We start from the raw sequence: 26,121 nt of genomic DNA, 5'->3' as shown, positions 1-26,121 counted from the left end.
TACGCTGACTCGATCGAGCGAGGGAGGTCGCCGCTGTGAGTGCCGAGATCGTCATGCCAACCGGTCACGATATCGCCGCCGACGTCTCGTTCGAGCTCGAGGAACTCGATGAGCTGGTCGGCGAGCTGCTCACCGACCATGCCGAACGCGCGGCTCGTGATGCGCGAATCGTCGCGTTGCGGCTCGGGATCGGCGGCGTGCGGCCGGAAACCCTCACCCGCATCGGCGCCCGCTACGACCTTGCCCGCGACCGGGTTCGTCAGCTCTACACGAAGGCGATCGGGCGGATCGTGCGCGAAGCCGGGCGGTCGGGACACCGGGCGACGCAGGTGTTCGCGCACCGCTATCCGGTCGACACGGGTGATCTGCGCCTGGTGCGCATGCTGCTGGCCGAGACCTACGCGACCGACACCGACCTGGTGGCCATGGAGTGGTCGTATCTGAAGCTGCGGCTGGCCGGCCACGAACCGGGCGACGCCAAGCGGGTCGCGGGCTATGTGATGCAGCGAATCCTGGGGTGGCAGAAGAAGACTGCCAGCATTCTGGCCAAGCTGCACGTGCCAGCGGACGGCGCCGACGAGCTGGTGCTAGACGACGTCGAGTGGTCGACCGGGTCCGCCGCACCGCTGCCCACCGAATCGGCGCGGGTGGCCGACGGTGACGACGACGGACGCGGACGGTTCTACTTGGCGAAGGTCGGCCGCGATGTCGCCTACGACTCGGCCATGGTGGCCCGGCTGCTGCGGACCCTCGACGCCGACCCGGCGGTGGCGGCGTTCCAGGAGGAACCGACCGCGCTGACCTACCGGTTCGACGGCGAGGACCAGGTGCACTATCCGGCCGTCGCCGCACAGCTCACCGATGGGCGCACAGTGCTCGTCGACGTGGTCCCGCTGGGCCGGATCGCCTTTCACCACAATCGAATCCAGACCGAACTCGGCCGCGTCTACGCGCACGAGCACGGCTGGGGCTGGCTCGCGTGGACCGGCAGTGCGCTCGGCCCGGCCCAGCTCGTGGCGCGGTCGGTCGACAGCTCGATCGAGGAACGGCTCGCCACCGACCTCACGCAGGGCGCCTACGATCGGCCCGCGCTGGCCGCGACGACCACCGAGACCGGCATGGATCTGCTCGACCTGGCCGGTCTCGTCCTGCGCAACGACTGGCAGTGGGACCGGATGCCGATGCGGCTCAGCGCATCACCATCGCGCCCGCCATCACCGTGAGGACCAACAGCATCGCGCAGCAGGTGAGCCACTGGTACTGATTCAGGGTGCGATCCATCCGGCCGATGCTCGCGCGCAGGCTCGCCGCGACGCGCTGCTGGGCGACGAGTTCGCTGCGCAGCCCGGCCATGGTGATGGCCTCGGCGTCGGCGTTCACCCCGGCCCGCTCGATCCGGTTGTGCAGGCGCCCGACCAGGCGCTGCTTGTCGCGCACGGTCTGGCGCGAGACCGCCAGCTCCACGCGCTGATCGCGCAGCTCGGTGCGCTGACGTTCGATCATGGCGGCCTGCGCCGCGGTGTGCCGTTCCCAGGTGCCCACGTCGGCCCACCCTCCTGTCGTGAGATCCGCGTGCCCCCAATGGGTTTCGCCGGATACCCAGCCTTCGAGAAAATCGCGCAATTCAGTGCTGCCGCGCGTCGGGGCGGCAAAACCGGTCTCGCCCGCGGCGAGCATGCCCTGGTCGATGCGGTAGTCGGCGCCGGCGGGCTCGAAATCGGCGATGCCGACCGCGGGGACCAGCGGCACCCAGAAACCCCGCGGGCACACCCACAGCACATCGTCGATTCCGGCCGCCTGCAAGCGTTTCCGGTGGGCGCGGGCCGCGGTGATGTCGAGGGGGCCACTGCGCACCTCGACCACGCAGCGCCGGTCGCCTCGGCGCCAGTAGATGTCGACGGGGATGTCGTCGATGCGCGCGTCGACCTCGGCCTCGTCGGCGCCCGCCGCCGTGAGCCTGCCGCAGATCCAGTGTTCCAGACGCTGGGTGTTCCATTGCGTCGCACTGCATTCGGGGCAGCCACAGCCGTAGCCGGAACGTTCGGTGACGGCGCGACGGCTGCCCTCGGAAATACCCAGTTCGTCGAGCAACGCTCGACGCCCACACACCACCTGGGTCTCGCTCAGCCGCTTCGTCCTCACACCATCACTCCCTCACCTCGGGACCCGTCGTAGGCTCACGCGCACGTCCTGGCGACACCAGGTTCCCGCAGGCACCGACAAGGCGCCAGCCCCCTTGACCCGCGTTCGGGTGCGTCACCGGCTGGTGAGCGAGATCACAAACGCGACTCTGCTTGTATATCAAGCCATTTCATTGTGCCAACGTCGCACAATGCGGCCTATATCTTGATCATTTCGATACACAGACCCGGCCTGTTGCATGTCCGTTTCATCCTGATTGCGAATCAGTTCGGCGCGTCGCGGAACCGGTCGCGACACCACCTCCTCTTGCCCCGGTGGATATGATCGCTGCGGCCGAGGCGGGCACGCTCGGGCGACCACGGGAAGTAGGGTGTGCATGAACCACGCTGAGCACGACGAATCCATCGGGTCGATGCTGGCGAGTATCGCCACGGCGCTGCGCGAAGTCAGCGACAAGCTCGATATCGTCGCCGCGCGGGTCCAGCTCGACGTACCGACCTTCCCGGCCGACGAAGACGTGCCCGACCACATCCGGATCAGGCGGCTCGAATCCTGGGCCTTCCGTGCGTCACAGGACATTTCACGCCTGAGTTCCCGGTTGGATGCCCTCGACAGCGACGGTGAGCCCGATTCCGGGCGTCCCGTGCGCAGTACGCCCAGCCGCCGCGAGGTCCGTGAGGCAGCGGAGGCGGCCGAACGCGCCGCCGACGGACCCGACGACCAGCTATCGGCCGCCGATCCTTTACCGCCGCACCAGAACCGCGATGCCGACGGCGCCCGTCCCCCGCTAGAGCGCCGCACCTCCCCCGCCCGGCCGAGCACCGACCACCTCGGCGACCCCACCGCGTTGGCCGCGACGCCGATCCCCCGTACCGCGCCGAGCGAGGCGCCCTTCGGGCAGCCGATCGCGTTCGACACCGATATGTTCGCCGATGTCGGTGACTCGGATGCCGAACCACAGGCACCGAGTCGACGGCCCGCGCCCGCACGGCTCAGTGGCGCCGCGGCGAACGGTGCCGGTGAGCGGGTGTCTGTCGGCACTGCGACGTCGACGAACGGGTCCGGTGGGAGCGGTGTGGCCGGTGACATCGCGTCCTCGCGTAATGGTGCGGCGGTGCCAGCGGTGATCGGAACGGTGTTGACGGCGCCTGCTGACGACCAAGCGTCCGGGACGAGTGCGACGAAGCCTGCCGCGGCGGCATTGCGCGAGCCCGAGTCGGGGCTCGCGAACGCGGCGGACAGTGCGACCCTCCCGAGGACTTCGAGCACGGCGGGGAGCGCGACGCTCCCCGGGACTTCGAGCACGGCGGACGGCGCGACCCTGCCGGGGAGTGCGAGCGTGATCGGCGCCTCGACCCTGCCGGGGAGTGCGGATGTGCGCACTGTTGTGCGTGAGGGTGACGTGCGGATCAGCGGCGTCAACGGGTCCGGCGCGACGAAGCAGGTTCCGGCCGAAGCGCAGTCGGCGAGGGCCGAGGCGAACGTCGGCGATTCAGTGGCGGCGGGAATCGGTGCCAATCCTTCGGTGCCGGCGGGCATGGGTCCCGATGCCGTTGTCGAGCGGGCGCGGCCGGTCAAGAAGCCGTCGGAGAGTTCGGGTGACCGGCTCGACGCTCCTTCGCCGGATGCGTTGTCCGGCAAGGGGCACGGTGTCGCGGCAAACCCCACCCGGCCCGAGAACGACCATCTGTCTTCGGGGTTCACGACAGGTGGTCGGCCCTCGACGGCTCCGAATGGCAAGCCGATCAACGGATTCGGGCCGCACACTCCCGACGTCACTCGATCCGACAGCGCGGCGGATGCGCAGCCCGCGGGCAACACCGCCAACGGCATCCACTGGTCGTTCTCGGAAGACCCCGCGCCCTCATCGACAACACCGGATCGAAATGGCCACGCCCGCAACGGCTTCACCACCGACTCCGCGCACCGTAACGATTCCCTCTTCGGGGACTTCACTCCCCGTGACCGCCTGACCACCGGCGAAACCCCCGAGTCGGCCGTCTCCACCCCGCCCGCGCGGCTCACCCCGCCCAGCGAACTCACCCAGCCGAATCGGGTCCCGGATTCGACGCCCGAAGTCGGCTCATCGCACGTCAACGGCTCGAGTGACAGCCCACGTCCGAGCACCGATCGACCGGCGAACACCGGCAGGCTGCCCGGCCAGCCGCCGCTCACGAACCCGGCGACCACCGATCACGAGCGCCCGGCCGTGGACTTCGATCCACCGACCCTCGGCTTGCCCACCGGACGTGCATCCTCGACCGATCCCCTCGAACGCCCTGCCACCGACCCGGCTCCGCCCACCGCCACCGACTCGGCCGGCATCACCGTCACCGGCACCTACCGCGCCTTCGACATCGAACGCGCCCACGTGGACAAGCTGCAGGCCATGCTCGACGAACTGAAACGCTCGGCAGGCCTCCCGCCCGGCCGTCGCGACGTGTTCGGCCCACCGACCCCCGACCTCGGTTAGGCGTACCTCCGCATTCGCTCTGGCCGTGCGCAGCTGAGGAACGCTCCGCGACCGCGCACATCAGGCGTACCTCCGCATTCGCTCCGGCCGTGCGCAGCTGAGAAACACCACGCGCCTACGCCACTCACCTACGCACCGCGAAGGGTGCGCCGGTCAGGCCGGGGTTGCGAGCGGGACCAGGCCTGGACCCATCTCCGGTTTCGGGGGTTCGTGCAGGACGGTGCCGATGAGGTCGCGCAGGGCGCGGTGGCCCGCGTCGGCGGTGTTGCGGGGATGCCATGCCATCGCGACGACAGGGGCGGGCAGTGGCAGCGGGATCTCGAACATCGCCAGGCCGAGTGCGGTGCGTGCCGCGCGTGACAGCAGTTCCGGTGCGGGGCAGACCAATTCGGTCGAGGCGAGGGTGAGCAGCGCGGTGGGGAGGTCGGCGACGGTGGCCACCACGCGGCGGGTGCGGCCGTGCAGGGCGAGGCGGTCGTCGATCGGGCCGTGGGTGCGACCGGTGGCCGACACCTCGAGGTGGCGGGCCGAGGCGTAGGCGGCGACCGAGGGGCGGTCGGCGGCGAAGGGGTGGTCGGGGGCGGCGACGCCGATCCAGCGGTCGGCGAACAGGCGTTTGACCACCGTCTCGGGGTCGGTCTGGCCGATCATGCCGACCTCGACGTCGACCCGGCCGTCGCGCAGGGCCACCGCGCCGTCGGCGGCATCGGCGGCCAGCAACCGCACCGTCACCCCTGGCAGCTGTGCGTGCACCGCGGCCAGCAGCGGACCGGACAGGCTCGCTCCCACCGAATCACCCACGCGGACAACGAAATCGCGGTTCCGGCCTGGTCCGTGCCCGTCGCGGGCGGTGAGCAGCGTTCGGGCCTGATCGACCAGGCTCGCCACATCGTGGCGCAGTTCGAGGGCCCGTGGCGTCGGCACCATCTGGCGGCCGGAGCGCACGAGCAGTGGATCGCCGAGCACCTCGCGCAACCGGGTGAGGGTGCGGCTCATCGCCGAGGTCGAGGTGTGCAGCCGCCGGGCCGCCTCGGTCACGCTGTTGGTGTCGAGCAGCGCGTCGAGGGCGAGCAGTAGGTTCAGATCCAGCGCATCCACGCGAGGATTATCACCAACGCACCGATCGCCGCCAAGCGTTGCCGACGGCGATCCGGCGTGTCGGCTATCGCTCCGCTACGGGCGCCGGGGTGGGCGCGACGGGAGCGGCGACCGCGGCGCGATTGCGCAGCACGCCACGGTAGGACGAGGGCCGAACGGGTCGCACCCACTGGGCCAGCCGCGACATCAACGGCAGCGGGGTGCCGAGGTCGTCGAGCATCTCGTCGATATTGGCCAGCGAGAACGGCACCACCGAGGCACCGTGCGCGTGGTTGCCGTCGCTGCGTTCGCGCGACCATTCCAGGCGCGCGTCGATCTCGTTGTTCATCAGCTCGGCCATCGGCGGGACGAACCGGCCGGTGAGCAGCCCGGCGATCCAGTGCGCGCCCACCTCGGCGCTCAGCGCGCTCACGTTCGAGCTGTTGTAGCCGGCGAAGCTCAGGTTGGGGACCTCCACCGGCAGGATGTGGCGGTAGAGCCGGAAATCGCCCACCTCGTCGGTGAGCGCGCGGCGCACGAACGGGGTGAGGAACGGGACCTCTTGGCGGTAGCCGGTGGCGCAGACGACGATCTCGGCCAGTTTCAGGCTGCCGTCGGCCAGGCGCACCGCAGGTCCGTGCTGGCCACCGATCAGTTCGGTGATCTCGGTGTCACGGTGCACGCTGATCCGGCCCGCCTCGACCTGCTCGGCGAAGCCCTCGGTGGCCAGGCTCGCGCTGCTGGTGCCGATCTCGGCGATCGGGCCGGTGGGGACCAGATCGAGCTCGCGCAGCCGCAGCTTGCGCGTCACGCGCTCCTGCAGCAGGTCCATGTTCGACTGGCGCAGCGCGAGACGGTCGAGGAGTCGTTCGGCGCGGTGCGGGAAGCGCGACGGGAAGTGCGCCTCCCCCGCGCGGGTCAGCAGCAGGCGCTCGTAGTCGGCGCCGAAACCGAGTTTGCGCGGCATCTTCCAGGTGAGTCTGCGCGCCACCACGGTGGTCTCGTCGGCGATGTGGCTCACGGCCTCGGCCACATCGCAGGCGGATTTGCCGTAGCCGACCACGACCACCGAACGGTCACGCGCCTGCTCGACGTCGTGGAAATCCGAGACGTGGCACAGTCGCCCGCCCGCGGCGCGGAAGGCTGCGGCGCCGGGCAGATCGGGCACGACCGGATCGCTGTAGACACCGTTGGCGACGATCAGGTGGTCGCAGGTGGTGCGGTGCACGCCCATCTGGTCGCGGATCTCGAGCAGCCAGCCGCTGTCGACCGGGTCGGCCGCCACCACCTCGGTGCCGAGGCGCAGGTGCGGGCCGAGGCCGAACTCCTGCACGTATCCGGCCAGGTAGGCCTGCATCTGCTGGCCGTCGGGCCAGCGGGGGAAGTCCTCTGGCATCGGGTGATCGCTGAAGGCGTAGGTGAACTTGCTGTTCTGCGCGCGAAGTCCCGGATACCGGCGGGTGGCACTCCACACACCGCCGACGTCGGGGGCTCGGTCGAAGACTTCGACCGGGAACCCCGCCTGACTCAATACCTTCGCGCAGGCCAAACCCGCCACTCCCGCACCGACGATCCCGATGCGGCTACCGCTCGTCATGCGCAGGAGACTACTCGGACAGACGCGTAAGGTGCCACCGCGCTGGACAGGCCACAGTCCGCTCAGCGCTGCCCGGTCCGGGCACACTGTCGTACGCCACGGCCCGAGCGACCCGTGCTGTACTGGATGGATGCCCAACAGTTCCGTCGTCGTCGATCGGGCCGGACTCTGGGATGCCGAGGCGCTCAGCGATGTCGCCGCCGCGACGTTCCCGCTCGCCTGCCCGCCCGAGGCCACCGCGGGCGACATCGAGATCTTCCTCGAGCAGATGCTCTCGGGCGAACGCTTCGGCGAATACCTCTCCGACCCGGCCAAGACCGTGCTCAAGGCCGTGGAGGGTGACGAGATCGTCGGCTACGCCATGCTCATCGCGGGCCGACCGAGCGATCCGGACGTCGCCGCGCAGGTGAGCGCGGGCGAGGTGGTGGAACTGAGCAAGATGTATGTGCTGCCCGGCCATCACGGCAGCGGGGTCGCCGCGGCGCTGATGGAATCGTCGATCGACACCGCGCGCGACTCGGGCGCCGAGACGGTGTGGCTCGGGGTCAACCAGGCCAACGAGCGCGCGCAGAAGTTCTACGCCAAGCACGGTTTTCGGCAGGTGGGCACCAAGACGTTCGTGGTCGGCAACCAGCTGCATTCCGATTTCGTCTTCGAACGCGCGCTGTAGACAGCGGTCCCGGACTGGCCGGGACCGTTGCGAAAAGGCTTATGCGGCAGCAGCTTCGAAACGCGACAGGGCCAGCAGACGCGAGATCGCGCGCAGGTACTTCTTGCGGTAGCCGCCGTCGAGCATCTCCTGCGAGAAGATCTCGTCGAGCTTCACGCCCGAGACCGTCACCGGAATGCTCGCATCGTAGAGGCGGTCGGCCAGCACGACCACGCGCAGCGCGACGGCCTGGTCGGTCACAGTGTGCACGTCGGAGATGTACACCGACGCCACGCCCTGGATCAGCGCACCGAACTTGGACGGGTGCAGCGTGCTCAGGTGCTTCAGCAGCACGTCGAACTCATCGAGCGTGGAGCCGGGGGTGTTCGCGGCGCGTTCGACGAGCAGCTCGTTCGAGGTGGGTTCCGGCGCGGGCGGCAGGTCGCGGTGGCGGTAGTCGGGCCCGTCGACGCGCACCGGATCGAAAATCGAACCGAGCTTCTTGATCTCGCGCAGGAAGTCCGAGGCCGCGAAACGACCCTCACCGAGCTGGCCGGGCAGCGTGTTCGAGGTCGCCACGATGGAGACCCCGCGCGCCGACAGCTCGGTGAGCAGGCGCGAGACCAGCATCGTGTCGCCCGGATCGTCGAGTTCGAACTCGTCGATGCACAGCACACTGTTGGCCGCGAGCCGTTCGACGGCGTTGTTGAAGCCCAGCGCACCGACCAGGTTGGTGACCTCGCCGAAGGTGCCGAACGACTTGGGCGCCGGGGAGCTGTGGAAGATCGAGGCGAGCAGGTGGGTCTTGCCGACACCGAAGCCACCGTCGAGATACAGGCCCGCGCCCGAGACCGCCTTCTTCTTGCCGAAGAGGCCCTTCTTCGAGTTGGCCTTGTGGATTTTCGCCACCTGACCTGCGAAAGCCTCGGCCTTGGCGACCGCAGCGGCTTGGCTGGGTTCGTTGGGGTCGGGGATGTAGGAGGCGAAGCTGACCTCGTCGAACATGGGCGGGGGCACCATCTGCGCGACGAGTTGGTCGGCCGGGACCTCCGGATGACGATCGACAAGGCGTTCTTGCATGGACAAATGGTACGGACGTGGTTGCATCGATCCCTATGCAGCGTATCCACAATGTGACCCAGCTCGCAGACCTCGACGACGACGCACTGGCCAGGTGCTATGCCTATCCGCGGCATCTGGACGAGCCGTGGGTGCGGGCGAACTTCGTCAACAGCATCGACGGGGCGTTCACGGTCGACGGTGTTTCCGAGGGCTTGGGCACCGATGCCGACCACCGGGTGTTCACGGTGCTTCGTGAACTGGCCGACGTGGTCCTCATCGGTGCGGGCACCCTGCGCGCGGAGAACTACGGCGGCGCGCATCCCGACCGGCGGCGGCGCATCGCCCACCACCAGCACGGCATCGGCGGCCACTCCGAGGGCACCCCGCCGCCGATCGCGGTCGTCACCGCCACCGCGAAGCTCGATCCGAGCGCGAAGATCTTCACCGATGCCGAGGTGCCGCCGCTGATCATCACCACGACCCAGGCCGAACCCGACCAGATCACCGCGCTCGAGGACGCCGGCGCGGTGGTGGTGATCGCCGGGACAGCCGCGATCATGCCCGCCGCGCTGATCAAGGTGTTCGCCGAACGCGGTCTGCACCGGGTGCTGTGCGAGGGCGGACCGCATCTGTTCGGGCAGCTGGCCGAGGCCGGACTGGTCGACGAACTGTGCCTGACCATCGCCCCGATGCTGGTCGGCGGCGCGGGCGGGCGAATCTCGCTGTCGGCGAGCACATTCGACACCCCCATGGCACGCAAGCAACTGGTGCTCGACGACGACGGCACCGTCCTGGCCCGCTGGGCCCGTCGATGAAACCTGGCGCCGAACCTGGCAGTGTGTAGCGCATGCGTTGGACTCGGGCCGCGGCAACGGCCGCGACACTGTCGATCATGCTCGCGGGCTGTGGGGCCGGACCGTCGGATCGGCCCGTCGTCGCCGTCGAACGGCCAGGGGCCGGTGGCGCGCAGACCGAGGCGCCCGAACCGCAGGACCTGGCCAAGGCCGAGGTGCCCAAATCCGACCTCGCCTGGCGTGACTGCACCGAGGCCACCTTGAGTTCGCTCGACTTCGGTGCCGCCCCCGCGGGCCTGGTGCTCGACTGCGCGGAGTTCTCGACCCCGATCGACACCGCGGGCAGCGTGCTCGGCACCTTCCGCGCGGGCGCCCTGCGTGCTCGGCTGCCGCAGACGCCCGCCGACGCGGCCCCGCTGGTGCTCACCTCCGGCTCGGACCGTTCGTCGGCCTCGACGCTGGCAGGGCTCGCGATCGGACCCAACAGCGCGTTGCTGGCCGCGCAGCCCATCGTCGCGGTGGATCGGCGCGGCATCGGCGCCTCCCAGCCCATCGACTGCATTCCCGCGCAGTTGCGCGCGGTGATGACCGACCTCGGCCAGACCGGCGTCGGCAACGACGATCAGGTCGGTGCCGTCGCGGGCTTCAGCCAGGACGCCACCATCGCCTGCCGCGATTTCCTGCAGCCCTACGAAGGCACGTTCGACGCACCGCACGCCGCCGACGACATCGAACAGCTGCGCAAGCAGTGGCAGGTCGACAAGATCAACGTGCTCGGCGCGGGCAACGGCGCCAAGGTGGCACTGAGCTACGCCCGCCGCTACGGCGACCACCTGGCCCGGCTGATCCTCGACGCCCCCGAACCGGTCGGCGCCGACGCCACCACCATGGCCGAAGCGCGCGTCACCGGTGCCGAAGCGGCGCTGACCGCGTTCGCGCAGCGCTGCAAGGCGGCCAACTGCGCGCTCGGCGCCGATCCGCGCGCGGCGATCACCGCGCTGATGGCCAAAGCCACCAGCGGCGAGCTCGGCGAGATCTCGGCGGCCGACCTGTCGACCGCGCTCACCGGTTTCCTGTCCAGCCCCCGCGGTGACCAGGCGAATCGGGTCACCGCCATGGCCGACATCCTGGCCGCCGCCGACCGCGGCGATCGCGGACCACTCTCGGCCATGATCGTGCGCGAGGCCGCCGCGATCACCTCCGACGGCGAGTTCGTCAACCGGTGCACCGACAGCCAGCAGCCCCCCACCGCGGACAAGGCCCGTGAACTCGCCCAGACCTGGGCGAGCAAATATCCGGTATTCGGGCGCAACGCCGCCATCGGGCTGATGGTCTGCTCGGCCTGGCCGGTGTCCACCGCGGCGCCGCTGCCGTCGAAACTCGAACTGCCGGTGCTCGTGTTCGCCGGGGCCGCCGATCCGATCGTCGGCGGACCCGCGCCCTCGGTGACCGGCGCGCTCGGTTCGGCAGGCGCCCAGCACGCCACCATGACCTGGCAGGGCTGGGGACACCCGGTCGTCGCGCACTCCGGTTGCGCGCAGAAGGCCGTCGTCGACTACCTCGCGGAAGCGAAACTTCCCGGCGACGGCGGCGCCTGCCCGGCCTGATCCAGCTGGCGGCAACCAGGCGGTTCCGGCGCGTCATCCGGGTCCGGCGACACCATCGCAACCCGATTCGGTGTACCGTGCCCCAGTGTTGTTCCGACAGCTCGAGCCCCGTACCGCTCGCACCTCCGCCGAGGTGATCAAGTTCGCGCTCTGGCCCTTCGCGGTCATGATGGTGCTGAACCGCGTCTTCATCAAGGCGATCAACGGTTTCGTCACCGACGACTACCGGCCGGTGTACAACGCCTCGTTCGCGTTCCTGAACGGCAAGCCGCTGTACACCGCCGACTTCTCGTCGGTCGACCCGCACTATCTCTACTATCCGAGCGGAACGCTGCTGATCGCGCCGGTCGCGATCATCGAATACGAACTGTCGCGTTGGCTGTTCATCGGGCTCAACGCGGCCGCGATCGTGCTCGCCTGGTATCTGATTCTTCGCCTGTTCAAGTTCGGAATCGGCTCCGTCGCCGCGCCCGCGCTGCTGCTGGCGATGTTCAGCTCCGAGACGGTGACCAACACATTGGTGTTCACCAACGTCAACGGATGCCTGCTGGCGGCCGAGATGCTGTTCATCACGCTGCTGCTGGCACGTCGAGACCTCTGGGCAGGCGTGGCGCTGGGTTTGAGCATCGCGGTGAAACCGACGCTGGCGCCGTTGCTGTTGGTCGCGGCCGTTCGAGGCCAGTGGAAGGTGTTCATCACCGCGCTCGGGGTGCCGTTGACCCTCACCGCGATCGCCTGGCCGCTGTCGGCGGACCCCGAGAAGTTCTTCACCCACGTGATGCCGTATCTGTCCGAGACGCGCGACTACTTCAACAGTTCAGTCGGCGGCAGCGGGCTCTACTACGGCTTGCCGGACTGGCTGACCCTGCTGGTCAAGGTCGTGATGGCCGCTGTGGTGGCGGTGTCGCTGTGGCTGCTGTGGCGCTACTACCGCCACGACGAGCTGTTCTTCGTCACTACGTTCTCCGGGGTGCTGCTCACCGCGTGGTTCCTGTTGCCCTCGCTGGGCCAGATGTACTACTCGATGATGCTGTTCCCGTTCCTGATGACCGTGGTACTGCGCAATTCCGTGCTGCGCAACTGGCCCGCGTGGTTGGCGATCTTCGGGTTCATGACCTACGACAAGTGGCTGTCGGATCGCTGGCAGGGCATCGGCCGCAACCTCGAATACCTGCGGGTGACCTTCGGCTGGGGGCTGCTGCTCATCGTTGTGTTCTGCGTGCTCGGCGACCGCTACCTGGCGGCGCGTCGCGAGGGCAGGCTGCAGTTCGGGATCGACCCGACCTGGATCGCGAACGCCCCCGATTCGCGTGACGGCACCGACGAACCGGCACCCGCCGCACCGGCCGCGCCCACCCCACCGCATCGCGAGGATCCGGTGGCACCGGTCGAGGAACGCGAGCCCGCGCTCAAGTAGTTATCGGCCGGTGACGTAGCCCTTACGGCGCGCACCGGCCGAAACCATTAGCGTGGAGCCATGAGTTCCGATACTTCGTTGCCCACGCCGCGCATCCAGCTGACGCCGCAGCAATGGCGGGCGAAACTGGATCCCGAGGAATACGCCGTCCTGCGCGAGGCCGCCACCGAGCGACCGTTCATCGGCGAATACACCGACACCAAGACCGACGGCGTCTACACCTGTCGCGCCTGCGACGCCGAATTGTTCCGCAGCACAGAAAAATTCGACTCCCACTGCGGCTGGCCGTCGTTCTTCGACCCCGCCGACTCCGACGCGGTGATCCTCAAGCCCGACGACACCATGGGGATGCGCCGAGTCGAGGTGGTGTGCGCCAACTGCCACAGTCACCTCGGCCACGTCTTCGAGGGCGAGGGCTACCCGACGCCCACGGATCAGCGCTACTGCATCAACTCGATCTCGCTCAAGCTGAAGCCGACGGCCGAATAGCGCCTCACACGAGATCGCGCACGTCCCACACCCACACATCGTCGACCTGCTTGCCCGGTACGCCGAGCAGGTCGTCCACGGTGCGTCGCAGTGCGTCATCGCTGTGCGACGGCGGCAGCACCATGACATCGGCGCCCCAGTAGCGCAGGTCCGCGACGGCCCGCTCACGTTGAGCTCGGTCGACCACCGGGACGATGCCGGTCTCGCGGACCAGCATGAGCAGAACCGCGGTGGGTCGGGGTTCGGCGCCGTAACCGGCCACCTGCTCGGCGCCGACCGGGCCGACGAAGTAGCCGCCGACGAGCGGGAAGGTGAAGTCGGCGTCGATCTGCCACCGCAGGGCGCCGGCGTCGCCCGGGGTGGGCGGCGGCACGATCACCACCGAGCCGTCCGAAACATAGTGGCGCACAGTGCCTTCGGCGAAGAAGGCGGGCGTCGCGGGGCGTTCGGTGACGGGGAGCACGGTCGGCGCGATGGGCAGCAGCGCGAAGGCCATGGCGCCGAACCAGGCAACGGCTCGCCGCGTCGTACCGGCGGTTCGCAGCGATTCGATCGCCCGCTGGGTGCCGAGCGCCAGCACTATCGCGATGGCGGGAACGGCCACCATGGCGAACCGTGATTCGACGATCCCGTTCAATGGCGGCAGCCACCCGAAGGCCAGCCACGGCATCGGAATCATCGAGAATTCACCCTCACCGAAGCGCACGACGCCGTCGAAGGACAGCACAATGCCCATCGACAGCGCCGTGAACACCACCCCGACGATCGCGGCGGCCTGCACAATGCGCTCGCGCCGCAGAAAGAACACGGCCACGGCGATGAACAGCAGCAGCGGCCAACCGAAGTAGGTGTTGTCCTCGGTCGGATTGATACTCACGTCAGGACCGAACGAGAACATGCTGCCCGCCGATTCCGGTGAGAACTGCACCAGCGACACGATGTCGTTGCCGACGCGGCCGATGCCTTCGAATCGGTACGACTGCGGTCCGGCGAACTGCCACCAGAGACCGAAACCGGTGAGCGCCAAGGTGATCAGCGCCGCGAGCAGTATCGACGGTGCCGTCGCGCGCGCCGTGCAGGCGATGGCGCGCGGGGTGCGCACGTAGGCGACGGCGAAGGCCCCGAAGCCGAACGCGAAGATCAGCAGCGGCTCCTCACCGAGGGTGAGCTGCAGCGCCACCAGCAGTCCGAGCACCGCGGCGGCGCGCGGTTGCCATACCCGGTGCGTCCCGTCGGCGTTCTCCGCGTTGCGCGCCATTTTGACGGCCTGCACGGCGATGAGCGGAAGCAGCATGAGGAACACGAAATTCGCGTGCCCGTTGGTGTGCGCGATCATCGCGGGCGCGAAACCGCAGAACGCACCGCCGATGGCCGCGGCGAACTTCGAGGACACCAGCTCGCGCGAGAACACCCAGTACCAGGCGAATGCCGTGCCGAACAGGCCGAAGGTGAGGGCCGACACGAAGGTGACGGTCGGCCCGAAAAGCAGGGTGATCGGGGCGAATGGGATGCCCCAGCCGTACATGAGGGTGTTGGCCATCATGTTGATGCCGTCGGGATAGTTCTGCAACTGGGTGCTGAGCGGGCTGTTCAGGTGGACGAGGTTGTGCGCGGTGATGGCGTAGAACCACTCGTACAGCGTCTGGTCCTGCGCGCTCTTGCTCAGGTAACCGCTACCGGTGTTCGACCACAGCCCGGCGAGGACGAAAACCGCCAGCGACAGATAGCAGCCCGCCACGATCAGGTCGGTGCGCGCGCGACGCAGCCGGGTGCGTGGCTCCTCGACAGTTTCGGGTTCCGCTCGATCGATGACTCCTACCGCGGAGCGATCCTGTTCGGACCGGTCCGTTCCCCACCCTTTGACCACGCGCGCATCTCTCTGAACCTCAAAGCCACAATCGGCCCGCTCACGATACTCGAGTGGGGAATCCGCCGCGACGCGAGGCCGATGCGAAAGGCCCACTCAGCTGAGTGGGCCTTCGGTGTTCGCTCCGCTACGGCAGCGCGGTGATCAGCTGTTCGATCTCCACGCGCGGGCCGGTGAAGAACGGCACCTCTTCGCGCACGTGCAACCGCGCCTCGGTGGCCCGCAGGTCACGCATCAGATCGACGATCCGGTGCAGTTCGGGGGCCTCGAAGGCCAGCAGCCACTCGTAGTCGCCCAGTGCCATCGAGGTCACGGTGTTGGCGCGCACGTCCGGGTAGCCGCGGGCGGCCTTGCCGTGGTCGGCGAGCATCTTGCGACGCTCCTCGTCGGGCAGCAGGTACCACTCGTAGGAGCGCACGAACGGGTAGACGCAGATGTAGTTGCCCGGGTCCTCCCCCGCCAGGAACGCGGGAATGTGGCTCTTGTTGAACTCCGCGGGACGGTGCACCGCGACGTTGCTCCATACCGGGAGGCTGGCTTTGCCCAGTTCGGTGGTCCGGCGGAAATCGGCGTACGCGGCCTGCAAATCCTCGACCCGCTCGGCATGGGTCCACAGCATGAAGTCCGCGTCGGCCCGCAGCCCCGCCACGTCGTAGATCCCGCGCAACACCACACCCTTGTCGGCGAGCCCGTCGAAAAAGGCCTGCGCTTCCTTGATCGCCGCCGTGCGGTCCTCGCCGAGCAGCCCCGGCTGCACCTGGAACACCGAGAACATCAGGTAGCGAATGGTGGAGTTGAGCGCCTGATAGTCGAGTTTCGCCATGGTTCACATCCTCCCATCTGTGGGGTGCCGGCCGCCGATCAGGCCGGGCAGCTCGGCAGGCGCCAGTCGGTGGGGGTGAACTGTTCGAGGTGCACCCGCTCCGGACGCACACCGGCGGCGACCAGCTGGGCGCGCACCGATTCGAGGAAATCCGGTGCGCCACAGACATATACGTCGGCACCGGGAAGTAACTTCACGTCGGACAGATCCATCCGGCCGGTCCGCGCACCGTCACCGCCGCCGGTGTACCACAGCGACTTGGTGCCCGCCGACAACCGGGACACCAGCACCCGCTGACGGTCCCGCAACGGATGACTCTCCGGTGTGCGGTCGGCATGCAGAACCTGTACCGGCCGGTTCGGATTGTGGGCGACCAGGTGCTCGAGCACCCCGATCATCGGCGTGGTTCCGATACCCGCCGAGATCAAGATCAACGGTGTTGTCGCCGACGGTTCGACAGTGAGATCACCGAAGGGAACGGTGATCTGGAGCTGGTCACCGACGTCGAAGTACTCGTGCAGGTACCCGGAGACCTCACCGGCCGGACAACCGTTCGCCGCGTCGACCCGCTTCACCGCGAAAGCCAGCCTGCCCTCGGCAGGCGCACCGACCAGGCTGTACTGCCGCAACTGCCTGGCACCGTCGTCGAGCTGCACCCCTACCGAAACGTACTGTCCGGGAACGAAACTCGGCAGCGGCTTCGCCGCATCCATGGACTCGACCGCGAAGACGGCGACGCCGAACGTATCGTCTTGGCGCGCAACGACCATCACGTCCCTGAACACATCTCCCGGCGCCACACCGGCGTCGGCGTAGAGCCGGTCCTCCTCGGCGATCAGCGTTCCCGCCATCATCCAGAACACCCGGTCCCAGGCCTGCGCGACCGGCGCGGTCACCACATCGACGCCGAGGACCTCGACGATCGCCGCGAACAGATTGTCGTGCACCACCTCGTACTGTGCGGCGGTGACGCCGAGCGAGACGTGCTTGTGAGCGATCCGCGACAGCATCTGCGCGGGGTGCGGGAGTTCGGGGTCGATCAGGTAGGTGGCGTAGACCGCGATCGATGCCGCGAGCGCCTTGGGCTGACTGCCCGCGGCCTGGTTACCCCGGTTGAACAGGTCGCGCAGCAACTCGGGATGGTCGTCGAACAGCCGCCGGTAGAAGGCGGTGGTGATGGAGTCGATGTGCACACCGATCAGCGGCAGGGTGGCGCGGATGATGTCGGCGTCGGCCGTGTCGAGTTCGGGTTCGGTGTACTGCACGAAGGTCGTCATGGTGTGTCCTCGTTCTCTTCGGGCGTGCGCGCGGGGGTAACCGCCAGCAAACGCAGTAATTGCGCGGAGGGACCGGCGACCATTGATTCGACGGTGTATTCGTCGAGTACCGCGTAGAACGCGGCGGTCGCGTCGGCCAGTGCGCGTCGCAGCCGGCAACCGGCGATGAGGGGACATGGGCGATCGCCCGTGCACTCCACGACTTCGCGGTCGTCTTCGAGCAGGCGGATCAGTTCACCGATGCGGATCGTGTGACCCGCCGGGGTGAGCGTGAGTCCGCCGGAGCGCCCACGCTGCACCTCGACCAGGCCGAATCCGGTCAGCAATGTGACCGCCCTGGCGACGATCCGCTCGGACGCCCCGACCGATCGGGCGATCAGCCCGATCGTGATCCGGGCGTCCTCGGTCTCGCCCACAGCGAGCCGCATGACGGCCCGCAGGGCGATATCCGTGGTCGGTGCCAGCTGCATATCTCTACGCTAGGCGACCCGCATGCGAAATCCGCTATGAATAGATGGTGCACTCTATTACGCCCACACCGACGTAATTCAGGCCACATACTTCAAATACGGCAACTATTCCGCTATCGCCTACTCGCCCGCCAAGGCGACGCCTCATCACTCCCGAACACCGAGGTCACCGTCGACACCTCACCTCGATGAAGTTCGACGGGCCCGAGATCGGGGTCGAGAACCAAGGTCCGCACGCTGCGCTGCTCATCAGCAATAGTCACAGCGCGCGATCATGCAACATAGCTATCGCCGAGCCTCCGCGACACGCCGCTGGTCAGTGTGCGTGGTCTGTGAAGTCGTCCAGACCGGTGAGCTCACTCGACAGCGCCCAAAGACGCTCAGCTGAAGCGGGTTCGACGGCCCACGCCTTGACCCCGCCGACGAGCATGTCGTCGTCGGTGGCGAGTTCCGCGACATCGCAATCCTGGCAATAGACACCGCCGAATTCGGCGAGCGACGCGGCGGTTGCCGCCCAGACTGCGGTCGCGGCCCCCTCCGCCGGGGTCTTGAAGCCGTCCGCCTGGCGACCGTCACTACCGATCCAACCCTGCGCCACCTGTTCCGCATGGGCGATATTGCGTTGCAGCGGCGTGAGAATGCTCCCCGGATGCACGGCGTAGGCACGTACCCCCGACGCCGCTCCGATCGCGTCGAGGTGTGTGGCGAACAATGCGTTGGCGGTTTTGGACTGGCCGTACGCCTGCCAGATGTCGTAGCCGCGACTGAAATGTAGGTCGCTCCAGCGGATATCGGACAGAAAGTGCGCCGATGACGCCACCATGACCACCCGAGCCCCATTCGGAGCCAGCGCGGGCCGCAACCGGTTGACCAGTGCAAAGTGCCCGAGATGATTGATCGCGAAGTGCGCTTCCCAACCCGGCCCGACCTGCCTGCGCGGGTAGGCCATGACACCGGCGTTCGCGATGATGATGTCGACGGTCCGGCCGGTGTCGAGAAATCGTTCACTGAAAGTCCGAACACTGCCGAGATCGGCGAGGTCGAGTTCGTCCACCTCCACACTCTCGATGTCGCACAGCGCTTTCCGGGCCGCCTCGACCCGTCGAGCGGGCACGACGACGTGTGCCCCGGCGCGCGCCAACGCCACGGTGGCCTCCTTACCGAGACCCGAGTAGCCACCGGTGACGAGGACTGTCTTCCCCGCCAGATCGACGCCGTCGACAACCTCGCCGGCCGTGCTGCGCGGGCCGAACCCGCTACCGATTCTGTGCTGCTGTGTGATCGCCATGTGGTAACGCTAAAATCTAGAGTGCGATCTAGGTCAAGCGGTGAGGGCGTCCATGGTGAACGGTCTGTCCATCGGTGACGTAGGGCGGGCCACCGGCCTCGGGGTGCACGCCCTGCGATACTTCGAACGCGAAGAACTGATGTTGCGCCCGATTCCACGGTCCTCCGGTGGACAGCGCGTCTACGCACAGGCCGATGTCGATTGGCTCCTACTCTGCAATCGCCTACGCGAGTCCGGGATGCCCATCGCGACCTTGCGGACCTTCGCACGGCTCGTTCGCTCGGGCCCAGGAAACGAGCGTGAAAGACTTGCCCTGCTCGAGGCTCACGAGCAGGCCGTTCGCGACAGACTGGCCGACCTGACTGCCGATCTCGAAGTGATCCGCAACAAGGTCCTCGCCTACCGCAAGCATGTCGACGACGGAACCGCGGCAGGAGTCTGGTCCCCCACGCCGTCTGCCTGACGATCGATCCGTGCGGTGGCACTCCGGTTCGGTGCAGCTCGAGTCTTGGCTGTTCCCGCGTTCGCCATCCGATCGTCGAGGAACAGGCAGCCTCGCGTCACAACGAGGTCGTCAGTCGATGCGAGAGGCCAGCGAGGTAGCGATGCGGTCGGCCGCCGCGGTGCCCGAGGCGACGCAGGCGGGGACGCCTACGCCGTGGAGGTAGGCGCCTGCTACTGCTAGGCCGTCGAGGGGGGCGAGGGCGGATTCGAGGGTGGTGATCCGGGTCGTGTGGCCGGGGGCGTATTGGGGGAGACCGCCGGGCCAGCGTTGAACCACGGCTTCGAGGGGGGTGATCGGGATGCCGGTGACGGTGGTGAGGTCGGCGACTGCGGCGGCGATGAGATCTTCGTCGGACCAGGCGAGCGGCTTCTCGTCACCCAGGCGGCCGAAGGAGGCTCGGACCAGGGCGACGTCGCGTTCGGCCAGGTGGGGCCATTTGCGGCTGGACAAGGTGAAGGCCTTGGCGCGCAAGGGTTCTCCGGTGGCGACGAGGATGCCGGAGTTGTCCGGGAGGGCGGTGTCGCGCGGGAGTGACATGGCGACGAGCGCCGACGAGGACAGTTCGATTCCGGCGGCTGCTTCGGCCGCTTCGGGTGCCACGTAGTGCAGGAGACGGGCGGTGACGGGTGCGGGCGTCGCGATGACGACGGCGTCGACGGCGCCGAGCGGGTCGACCACCCAGCCGCGGGGTGCGCGGGCTATGCGCGTCGCGGCCGTGATGGTGACGAACCGGGCTGCCGAAGCGTCGGTCAGTGCGGCCAGGAGCGCGCCGTAGCCATCGCGTAAACCACCGAATACCGGGGCGGAGCTGGGGGCAGGCATTGCCGCGCGGACGGCCTCGGTCAGGCTCGACGCCCCGCCGTCCAGGGCCGCGGCGAGGGTCGGCAGCGCGGCACGGACGCCGATGGACGCGCTGGTCCCCGCGTACACCCCGCCCAGCAGCGGGTCGACGCTGCGCTCGACGACCTGGCTGCCGAAGCGGTCAGCCACCAAGGTCTGCACGTCGATGTCGGAGCCTAGTTCCCAGTGCAAGGGGCGGTCCGCCTCGGCCGCGACCCGGTCCAGAGTCGCATCGTCGACGAGCCCGCGCAGCGACTCGGCATCGGACGGAATGCCCATCAGAGTGCGCCCAGGCAGCGGATGCGCCGCTCCTTGCGCCCAGATCAACGGGCGCTTTCCGGCGGGCCGCACCAACTGGTCGTCCAGTCCGAGCTCACTCATCAACTCGAGCACCTCGGGCCTGCGCCCTACGAACGCCTCGGCACCGAGATCCACTGGCTCCCCGGCCAATTCACCGGTGTGCAGCACCCCGCCGAGGCGCCCGCTCTGCTCGAGCACGACGATATCGACGCTCTCCCCCAGCTGCTGCCGCAACCGATACGCCGCGACGAGCCCGCTGATTCCGCCACCGATAACCGCGATCCGCATGTCTCGACCGTAATCGCGCGCCCCGCCGACCGGTGGCACCCACCCCTGGCCGGTGTCAGCTGGATCACCGTCCCGGCCTAATCGTCCACAACGACTCGATCCAGTCAGAAAACTGATTTCGAGGAGGCCGATCGGTCGATTACGCCGGTCGACCCGCAGGCGAGGGCCTGCGCTGGGCGAGAGCCGATCGACGGACTGGCGTAATCACGCAAAACGGCTCGCAAAAATCAGAATTCTGATTGAAAGCCGCCGATTGCGTGATTACGCCGGTGACTACAGCGAGTGCACCAGTTCGACCAGCGCGGTCAGCACGCCGGGATCGGTATCGGGCAGGACCCCGTGACCCAGGTTGAAGATGTGACCGGTCGCGCCGAGAGTGATCGCCTCGTCGGCTTCGCGCACGATCCGGCGCGTCTCTGCCTCGACCGCGTCGAAACCGGCGAACAGGATCGCGGGATCGAGGTTGCCCTGCAAGCCTTTTCCGGCACCGACCCGCCGCACCGCGTCAGTGAGCGGCACCCGCCAGTCCACGCCGACCACGTCGGCGCCTGCCTTGCCCATCGCGCCGAGCAGTTCGCCCGTGCCGACGCCGAAGTGGATGCGCGGCACCCCGGCCGAGGCGACCTCGGCGAACACCCGCTCCGAATGCGGCAGCACGTACTCGCGGTAGTCGGCCAGCGAGAGCGCGCCCGCCCAGGAGTCGAACAGCTGCACCGCGTCGACCCCGGCCGACAGCTGGGCCTGCAGGAAGGCGATAGTGATGTCGGTGAGGGCGCCGAGCAGGGCGTGCCAGGTCTTCGGGTCGGCGTGCATCATCGCCTTGGTGCGCTCGTGCTGCTTGCTCGGCCCACCTTCCACTAGGTAGGAGGCCAGGGTGAACGGGGCACCCGCGAAACCGATCAGCGGGGTGTCGCCGAGCGCGTCGGTGAGCAGTCGCACGCCTTCGGTGACCGCGCCTACTTCTTCGGGACGCAGCCGCGGCAGCGCGCGCACATCGGCTTCGGTGCGAATCGGCGAGGCGATGACCGGGCCGACGCCGGGCACGATGTCGAGGTCGATGCCCGCGGCTTTGAGCGGAACGACGATGTCGGAGAACAGGATTGCCGCGTCGACACCGTGACGGCGGATCGGCTGCATGGTGATCTCACACACCAGTTCCGGGTCGAAGCACGACTCGAGCATGCCGATGCCCTTGCGCAGTTCCCGGTACTCCGGCAGCGATCGGCCGGCCTGACGCATGAACCACACCGGGCGCCTACTCGGCGTCGCGCCGGTGGCGGCGGCCAGGAAAGGTGCATCGGTCAACCGGCGGCGGGTGTAAGTGCTCATCGCTGATCATCCTAAGCGTCGCGTCCGGATGAACCGCATCCCCTGGCGGGTGTAGGACCAACAACACGTTCGGTGAGATCACGACCCGCGAAATCACGGCTCGCGAACACACAAGCGGCCGTCGGGTGGTGCTCGCGGCGGCGCCGGGTCGATCCGGCCGCGAGCAGTCCGATTCCGCCTCGGTCAGCACGTATCGCCGCGAAGGGCATCTCGACGTCCCCCGGGTCACCTTTCGTCGCATATCGCGCATCACCGAGACTCCCAGAATGCGCCCTGCGCAACGCGACCCGCACGCAACGCGCACAGGCGGCGCGCCTCCGACGGCGGCTGGCACCCACCGTCTACCGTTGCCCCTCGTGACACCGCTCGACATCCGCGACGGCGCCGCACCGACCGGGGGAACACCCCGCGAGCCTGCTTCTTTTCGGGCGGCGGTCGATGCGATGGGCACCGCAACAGTGCACCCACGAATCGAGTTGGCGCCTATCCGTCCCCCGCAACGGTTGGCGCCGTTCTCCTATGCGCTCGGAGCGGAGGTCATCCACCCCGACAGCGCCGTGGTGCCGATCGACTCCGAGGGCGACGCGTTCGGCAGGCTGATCCTGCTACACGACCCCGACGGCGACGAGGCGTGGAACGGTGTGTTCCGGCTCGTCGCCTACATCCAGGCCGATATCGACGCCGCGCTCGCCGCCGACCCGCTGTTACCCGAGGTCGCGTGGAGTTGGCTGGTCGACTCACTGGAATCGCGTGGCGAACCGTTCACCGCCCTCGGCGGCACAGTCACCGCGACCAGCTCGGTCCGCTACGGCGATATCGCGGGCCCCCCGCGCGCCCATCAGCTCGAACTGCGCGCGTCGTGGACGGCGACGAGCACCGAGATGCGACGACACGTCGAAGCGTTCTGCGAAGTGCTGGCCTTTGCCGCCGGGTTGCCGCCCGCCGGGGTGACCCATTTACGACCGGAGTCCTATACCCGCACCGATCACCCTTGATCGCCACGTAGAGTTCACGTTTATGTCGGTCGCCGAGGAACCCACCGCAGCAGAGCCCCTGCTCGCCCCTGCCGAGGGGGTTCCACCCGTGCTGGCGACCGCCGACGAGGTCGCCGCGGCCGCCAAAACGATCGCCGCCGGTACCGGCCCGCTTGCTGTCGATGCCGAACGCGCGTCCGGTTTCCGCTATTCGGCGCGGGCGTACCTGATCCAGCTCCGCCGCGAGGGCGCGGGCTCGTTCCTCATCGACCCGATTCCCGTCACCGACGCGCTGACTCCCCTGGCCGAGGCGATCAACGACCTCGAGTGGGTGCTGCATTCCGCCGACCAGGACCTGCCCGGCCTGGCCGAACTGGGTTTGCGCCCCGCCCGCCTGTTCGACACCGAACTCGGCGGCCGCATCGCCGGCTACGAACGCGTCGGCCTGGCCGCGATGGTCGAAAACCTCCTCGGCCGCTCCTTACGCAAGGGCCACGGCGCCGCCGACTGGTCGAGCCGCCCGCTGCCCGACGAATGGCTCAACTACGCCGCCCTCGACGTCGAACTACTCCTCGAACTACGCGACACCGTCGCCGCCGATCTCAGTACCCAGGGCAAACTCGACTGGGCCGCAGAGGAATTCGAACACGTCCGCACCATGGACCCGCCCGCCCCCAAGGCCGACCGCTGGCGCCGCACCTCCGGCATCCACACCCTGCGCCGCACCCGCCAACTCGCGATCGTGCGCGAACTGTGGACCACCCGCGACGAACTCGCCCGCGCCCGCGACGTCGCCCCCTCCCGCATCCTGCCCGACTCGGCCATCGTCACCGCCGCCACCAGCGAACCCCGCTCGATCGCCCAACTGCGCACCCTCCCCGTCTTCGGCGGCCCCCGCCAACGCCGCTACTCCCGCGACTGGCTCGCCGCCGTCGAACGAGGCCGCACCCTCCCCGACAAACAACTCCCCCCACTCACCCTCCCCTTCGACGGCCCACCCCCGGTCAACCGCTGGGAACGCCGCGACCCCGTCGCCGCCGCCCGCCTCACCACTGCCCGTGGGGCGATGGGCGAACTCTCCACCGAACATTCCATCCCGGTAGAGAACCTGCTGTCCCCCGACCTGGTCCGCCGGCTGTGCTGGGATGGGCTGCCCGACTACAAGAATGTTGGTACTCCCGAAGAGTTGTCGGCGAGGATCGAAGCCTTCCTCCTCGCCGGCGGGGCCCGCAACTGGCAACGCGCCCTTGCGGTCCCGGCGCTGACCAAGGCATTGACACCCGCGACCACCTGACTACAGCAAGTTCACCTCCGCCAAGATCGCGCGGAGGAGTTCTTCGTCCCTGCTGTCGACCGAGTTCGACAGATGCACCGTCAGGGCCTGTCATAGATTCCGTGGTCGCCGATCCGCCGCCACACCAGAATGGGCTCGCTCTTGTCCGTCTTCTCCAGGTGGAAGGTCGCCCGACCATCCGGCGAGGCGAAGTTCCAGGTCAACGAATACACATCGGTGTTGCTGAGCTTGTGAATGCGCAGCCGTTTCGGCCAGGGTGGCGAACCGGCGAACGCACCAGCGTCGAGTGCCGGTAGGAAATGTAACCGCAAGGCCTGCTGAAACATTCGCTGTTGTTCAGGGGGCATACGGTGGAAATCTCGATCGAACGACGCGAGCGTCCGATACTTCATTCTTGAACCTCGACAGGCCCGGACGCCAAGGTATCGAGGTGGGCAAGGAATGACTCGGCGTCATCGAACGTGCTGTGCCGACCCGCTTCGACGTCAGCCTCAGCCTCCCTCTCGGCCGCCTGATGCCCCTCGTTCCAGAACCAGATCTCATCAACCGGCACCGGCAAGGTCGGGCGCAGCTCGATGACCCCATCGTCTCGCTCAGTGACCTCCAGCTGCGCTCCCGGCTCGTCCAGCCGATACTTCTTGCGCAACTCAGCAGGTAGCGCGACCGTGCCACGTCCCTGGATGGCGGCGTACCCGCGAAAATTGGCCATACTCAAGTGTGACCTCATGCAGCAAAGCCGTCAAGCAGCAAAGCTGTATCGACCTCGAGCAGCTCGAGGGGCTCCGACCGACGGGATGTCAGTTCTGCCGCCCCTCGTCCCACTATTCCTGGGTCTCACTCCGTAGCATTTAGCCCGTTAAGAGTTTCCGCCAAGAATTGTCAATTTCTTCAACCGTTCTTACGGGTTCAAGATGTGCGCCAAAGTTCAACCCGATGAAGGTTCGGGCAGTTTCAAGGGGTATGCCGAAGGCATTGTGCATCAGCCCGAGTAGTGCAATTGGAAATTTGCCCTCCTTCAGGCCGCTAGATTGTAAGATGTGAACCATTTCTACGAATCCCGAACCTTGGCTATTCATGTCGCGAACGAGCTCAATTGTGCGAGCCTTCTGCGCGTCTCTCAAAGCCGCCCGCGGTTCGAGGGAATTTGCCGAGACGATCCATATTCCGTCCTCCTCGGTAGTCACGCCGACAAAAGGCATACCTGATGGACTGATTGTAACGAATTCCGGCTCTCCAATGTGCTCGCCAGCTATATGCGCAATACGCGGTTTTGCTATTAATCCCACCCACCTCCAGTGGTTCCACCCCGTTAAACACAATAAGAATCTGCCGCACGTGTCGATCACGCCCGCAGATGTTGCACATTCGTACCACCGCTCGTCAACGACATTCAGAAAGCCGTCCAAATCGTCATCTACGACGAAATCAGGAACTTGACTCCCGAGATTCATTTCGACCCATGCATCGCGCGGATCAGGAAGGTTGATCGAGTCCTTCGGTAGCCCCTCTAGCAACTCAAGTCCGGCTCCATGGAGAATTTTACGCACCTCCGCAGCCAT

24 protein-coding genes are annotated in these 26,121 nt (G+C 67.7%); 10 read left to right on the top strand and 14 right to left on the bottom strand.

Annotation, left to right across the window (positions count from 1 at the left end):
* Positions 1 to 35: 35 nt before the first annotated feature.
* Positions 36 to 1,223: a hypothetical protein gene (locus ACFWUP_RS08430; protein ID WP_379232106.1), complete on the top strand. Its 1,188-nt coding sequence runs from the start codon at positions 36 to 38 to the stop codon at positions 1,221 to 1,223.
* Here ACFWUP_RS08430 and ACFWUP_RS08425 read toward each other — a convergent pair.
* A complete protein-coding gene (locus tag ACFWUP_RS08425) occupies positions 1,189 to 2,142 on the bottom strand; it encodes a hypothetical protein (RefSeq protein WP_379232104.1) in 954 nt (317 codons plus the stop codon). The two genes, ACFWUP_RS08430 and ACFWUP_RS08425, sit on opposite strands and share 35 nt — an antisense overlap.
* A gap of 376 nt (positions 2,143 to 2,518) precedes the next feature.
* Between ACFWUP_RS08425 and ACFWUP_RS08420 the strand changes: the two genes are divergently transcribed.
* A complete protein-coding gene (locus tag ACFWUP_RS08420) occupies positions 2,519 to 4,615 on the top strand; it encodes a hypothetical protein (protein ID WP_379232102.1) in 2,097 nt (698 codons plus the stop codon).
* Positions 4,616 to 4,768: 153 nt separating this feature from the next.
* On the opposite strand, the gene ACFWUP_RS08415 is transcribed toward ACFWUP_RS08420, so the two are convergent.
* Together ACFWUP_RS08415 and ACFWUP_RS08410 are read right to left on the bottom strand one after the other, a co-directional pair.
* The gene (locus ACFWUP_RS08415; RefSeq protein ID WP_379232100.1) at positions 4,769 to 5,713 is read right to left on the bottom strand and encodes a LysR family transcriptional regulator; all 945 of its coding nucleotides are present in this window, start codon (positions 5,711 to 5,713) and stop codon (positions 4,769 to 4,771) included.
* Between the two features lie 64 nt (positions 5,714 to 5,777).
* Positions 5,778 to 7,289, bottom strand: a complete 1,512-nt coding sequence (locus ACFWUP_RS08410) for a flavin-containing monooxygenase (RefSeq protein ID WP_379232098.1) — start codon at positions 7,287 to 7,289, stop codon at positions 5,778 to 5,780.
* Positions 7,290 to 7,419: 130 nt separating this feature from the next.
* On the opposite strand from ACFWUP_RS08410, the gene ACFWUP_RS08405 reads away from it, so the two are divergent.
* A complete protein-coding gene (locus tag ACFWUP_RS08405) occupies positions 7,420 to 7,959 on the top strand; it encodes a GNAT family N-acetyltransferase (protein ID WP_379232096.1) in 540 nt (179 codons plus the stop codon).
* A 39-nt stretch (positions 7,960 to 7,998) separates the two neighbouring features.
* Here the strand turns inward: ACFWUP_RS08405 and zapE are convergent, their stop codons facing one another.
* Positions 7,999 to 9,018: a cell division protein ZapE gene (gene zapE, locus ACFWUP_RS08400; RefSeq protein WP_379232094.1), complete on the bottom strand. Its 1,020-nt coding sequence runs from the start codon at positions 9,016 to 9,018 to the stop codon at positions 7,999 to 8,001.
* A gap of 35 nt (positions 9,019 to 9,053) precedes the next feature.
* Between zapE and ACFWUP_RS08395 the strand changes: the two genes are divergently transcribed.
* The 4 genes from ACFWUP_RS08395 to msrB all read left to right on the top strand — a co-directional run bounded on the left by ACFWUP_RS08395 (position 9,054) and on the right by msrB (position 13,307).
* Positions 9,054 to 9,815 (top strand): pyrimidine reductase family protein, encoded by a 762-nt coding sequence (locus ACFWUP_RS08395; RefSeq protein ID WP_379232092.1) that lies wholly within the window; start codon positions 9,054 to 9,056, stop codon positions 9,813 to 9,815.
* A gap of 32 nt (positions 9,816 to 9,847) precedes the next feature.
* Entirely contained in the window at positions 9,848 to 11,401 is a 1,554-nt protein-coding gene (locus ACFWUP_RS08390; RefSeq protein WP_379232090.1) for an alpha/beta hydrolase, read from the top strand.
* A gap of 85 nt (positions 11,402 to 11,486) precedes the next feature.
* Positions 11,487 to 12,818, top strand: a complete 1,332-nt coding sequence (locus ACFWUP_RS08385) for a glycosyltransferase family 87 protein (protein WP_379232089.1) — start codon at positions 11,487 to 11,489, stop codon at positions 12,816 to 12,818.
* 60 nt (positions 12,819 to 12,878) lie between these two features.
* The gene (gene msrB, locus ACFWUP_RS08380; protein ID WP_379232087.1) at positions 12,879 to 13,307 is read left to right on the top strand and encodes a peptide-methionine (R)-S-oxide reductase MsrB; all 429 of its coding nucleotides are present in this window, start codon (positions 12,879 to 12,881) and stop codon (positions 13,305 to 13,307) included.
* A gap of 4 nt (positions 13,308 to 13,311) precedes the next feature.
* Here msrB and ACFWUP_RS08375 read toward each other — a convergent pair whose 3' ends face one another.
* The 5 genes from ACFWUP_RS08375 to ACFWUP_RS08355 all read right to left on the bottom strand — a co-directional run bounded on the left by ACFWUP_RS08375 (position 13,312) and on the right by ACFWUP_RS08355 (position 19,032).
* Positions 13,312 to 15,174: a glycosyl transferase gene (locus ACFWUP_RS08375; RefSeq protein ID WP_379232085.1), complete on the bottom strand. Its 1,863-nt coding sequence runs from the start codon at positions 15,172 to 15,174 to the stop codon at positions 13,312 to 13,314.
* A gap of 127 nt (positions 15,175 to 15,301) precedes the next feature.
* Positions 15,302 to 15,997 carry a hydrogen peroxide-dependent heme synthase gene (hemQ, locus tag ACFWUP_RS08370; RefSeq protein ID WP_379232083.1) on the bottom strand — a complete coding sequence of 232 codons (696 nt, stop codon included), beginning with the start codon at positions 15,995 to 15,997 and terminating at the stop codon, positions 15,302 to 15,304.
* Positions 15,998 to 16,035: 38 nt separating this feature from the next.
* Positions 16,036 to 17,274: a globin domain-containing protein gene (locus ACFWUP_RS08365; protein ID WP_379232081.1), complete on the bottom strand. Its 1,239-nt coding sequence runs from the start codon at positions 17,272 to 17,274 to the stop codon at positions 16,036 to 16,038.
* Complete coding sequence (locus ACFWUP_RS08360; RefSeq protein ID WP_379232079.1) at positions 17,271 to 17,744, bottom strand: RrF2 family transcriptional regulator; 474 nt, start codon at positions 17,742 to 17,744, stop codon at positions 17,271 to 17,273. Before ACFWUP_RS08360 ends, ACFWUP_RS08365 begins: the two co-directional genes overlap by 4 nt.
* A 316-nt stretch (positions 17,745 to 18,060) precedes the next feature.
* Positions 18,061 to 19,032: an oxidoreductase gene (locus tag ACFWUP_RS08355; RefSeq protein WP_379232077.1), complete on the bottom strand. Its 972-nt coding sequence runs from the start codon at positions 19,030 to 19,032 to the stop codon at positions 18,061 to 18,063.
* A 40-nt stretch (positions 19,033 to 19,072) separates the two neighbouring features.
* Between ACFWUP_RS08355 and ACFWUP_RS08350 the strand changes: the two genes are divergently transcribed.
* Positions 19,073 to 19,495: a MerR family transcriptional regulator gene (locus tag ACFWUP_RS08350; RefSeq protein WP_379232076.1), complete on the top strand. Its 423-nt coding sequence runs from the start codon at positions 19,073 to 19,075 to the stop codon at positions 19,493 to 19,495.
* 111 nt (positions 19,496 to 19,606) lie between these two features.
* Here the strand turns inward: ACFWUP_RS08350 and ACFWUP_RS08345 are convergent, their stop codons facing one another.
* Together ACFWUP_RS08345 and hemE are read right to left on the bottom strand one after the other, a co-directional pair.
* Positions 19,607 to 20,965, bottom strand: a complete 1,359-nt coding sequence (locus ACFWUP_RS08345) for a protoporphyrinogen oxidase (protein ID WP_379232074.1) — start codon at positions 20,963 to 20,965, stop codon at positions 19,607 to 19,609.
* A 273-nt stretch (positions 20,966 to 21,238) separates the two neighbouring features.
* Entirely contained in the window at positions 21,239 to 22,294 is a 1,056-nt protein-coding gene (gene hemE / locus ACFWUP_RS08340) for a uroporphyrinogen decarboxylase (protein WP_379232072.1), read from the bottom strand.
* A gap of 356 nt (positions 22,295 to 22,650) precedes the next feature.
* Here hemE and ACFWUP_RS08335 point away from each other — a divergent pair, with 356 nt between their 5' ends.
* Both ACFWUP_RS08335 and ACFWUP_RS08330 read left to right on the top strand, forming a co-directional pair.
* On the top strand, positions 22,651 to 23,289 hold the full coding sequence (locus tag ACFWUP_RS08335) for a DUF3000 domain-containing protein (RefSeq protein ID WP_379232070.1): 639 nt from the start codon (positions 22,651 to 22,653) through the stop codon (positions 23,287 to 23,289).
* A gap of 22 nt (positions 23,290 to 23,311) precedes the next feature.
* Entirely contained in the window at positions 23,312 to 24,562 is a 1,251-nt protein-coding gene (locus ACFWUP_RS08330; RefSeq protein WP_379232068.1) for an HRDC domain-containing protein, read from the top strand.
* Positions 24,563 to 24,642: 80 nt separating this feature from the next.
* Here the strand turns inward: ACFWUP_RS08330 and ACFWUP_RS08325 are convergent, their stop codons facing one another.
* From ACFWUP_RS08325 to ACFWUP_RS08315, 3 genes are all read right to left on the bottom strand, one after another.
* Positions 24,643 to 24,888: a hypothetical protein gene (locus tag ACFWUP_RS08325; protein WP_379232067.1), complete on the bottom strand. Its 246-nt coding sequence runs from the start codon at positions 24,886 to 24,888 to the stop codon at positions 24,643 to 24,645.
* Positions 24,889 to 24,950: 62 nt separating this feature from the next.
* Complete coding sequence (locus tag ACFWUP_RS08320; RefSeq protein ID WP_379232065.1) at positions 24,951 to 25,271, bottom strand: AbrB/MazE/SpoVT family DNA-binding domain-containing protein; 321 nt, start codon at positions 25,269 to 25,271, stop codon at positions 24,951 to 24,953.
* 139 nt (positions 25,272 to 25,410) lie between these two features.
* Positions 25,411 to 26,121 (bottom strand): hypothetical protein, encoded by a 711-nt coding sequence (locus ACFWUP_RS08315; protein WP_379232063.1) that lies wholly within the window; start codon positions 26,119 to 26,121, stop codon positions 25,411 to 25,413.

It is taken from the genome of Nocardia sp. NPDC058658, assembly GCF_042716665.1.
Lineage (GTDB): Bacteria > Actinomycetota > Actinomycetes > Mycobacteriales > Mycobacteriaceae > Nocardia.
Note: the sequence above shows the minus strand (reverse complement) of the source record. Positions and strands in the feature narration are given on the sequence as shown.

Bases quoted from the DNA above. Each gene is read 5' to 3' on its own strand.
- ACFWUP_RS08420 (WP_379232102.1), top strand. From the start codon at position 2,519: ATGAACCACGCTGAGCACGACGAATCCATCGGGTCGATGCTGGCGAGT.
- ACFWUP_RS08410 (WP_379232098.1), bottom strand. From the start codon at position 7,289: ATGACGAGCGGTAGCCGCATCGGGATCGTCGGTGCGGGAGTGGCGGGT.
- ACFWUP_RS08405 (WP_379232096.1), top strand. From the start codon at position 7,420: ATGCCCAACAGTTCCGTCGTCGTCGATCGGGCCGGACTCTGGGATGCC.
- zapE (WP_379232094.1), bottom strand. From the start codon at position 9,018: ATGCAAGAACGCCTTGTCGATCGTCATCCGGAGGTCCCGGCCGACCAA.
- ACFWUP_RS08395 (WP_379232092.1), top strand. From the start codon at position 9,054: ATGCAGCGTATCCACAATGTGACCCAGCTCGCAGACCTCGACGACGAC.
- ACFWUP_RS08390 (WP_379232090.1), top strand. From the start codon at position 9,848: ATGCGTTGGACTCGGGCCGCGGCAACGGCCGCGACACTGTCGATCATG.
- msrB (WP_379232087.1), top strand. From the start codon at position 12,879: ATGAGTTCCGATACTTCGTTGCCCACGCCGCGCATCCAGCTGACGCCG.
- hemQ (WP_379232083.1), bottom strand. From the start codon at position 15,997: ATGGCGAAACTCGACTATCAGGCGCTCAACTCCACCATTCGCTACCTG.
- ACFWUP_RS08365 (WP_379232081.1), bottom strand. From the start codon at position 17,274: ATGACGACCTTCGTGCAGTACACCGAACCCGAACTCGACACGGCCGAC.
- ACFWUP_RS08360 (WP_379232079.1), bottom strand. From the start codon at position 17,744: ATGCAGCTGGCACCGACCACGGATATCGCCCTGCGGGCCGTCATGCGG.
- ACFWUP_RS08355 (WP_379232077.1), bottom strand. From the start codon at position 19,032: ATGGCGATCACACAGCAGCACAGAATCGGTAGCGGGTTCGGCCCGCGC.
- ACFWUP_RS08345 (WP_379232074.1), bottom strand. From the start codon at position 20,965: ATGCGGATCGCGGTTATCGGTGGCGGAATCAGCGGGCTCGTCGCGGCG.
- hemE (WP_379232072.1), bottom strand. From the start codon at position 22,294: ATGAGCACTTACACCCGCCGCCGGTTGACCGATGCACCTTTCCTGGCC.
- ACFWUP_RS08330 (WP_379232068.1), top strand. From the start codon at position 23,312: ATGTCGGTCGCCGAGGAACCCACCGCAGCAGAGCCCCTGCTCGCCCCT.
- ACFWUP_RS08325 (WP_379232067.1), bottom strand. From the start codon at position 24,888: ATGTTTCAGCAGGCCTTGCGGTTACATTTCCTACCGGCACTCGACGCT.
- ACFWUP_RS08320 (WP_379232065.1), bottom strand. From the start codon at position 25,271: ATGGCCAATTTTCGCGGGTACGCCGCCATCCAGGGACGTGGCACGGTC.
- ACFWUP_RS08315 (WP_379232063.1), bottom strand. From the start codon at position 26,121: ATGGCTGCGGAGGTGCGTAAAATTCTCCATGGAGCCGGACTTGAGTTG.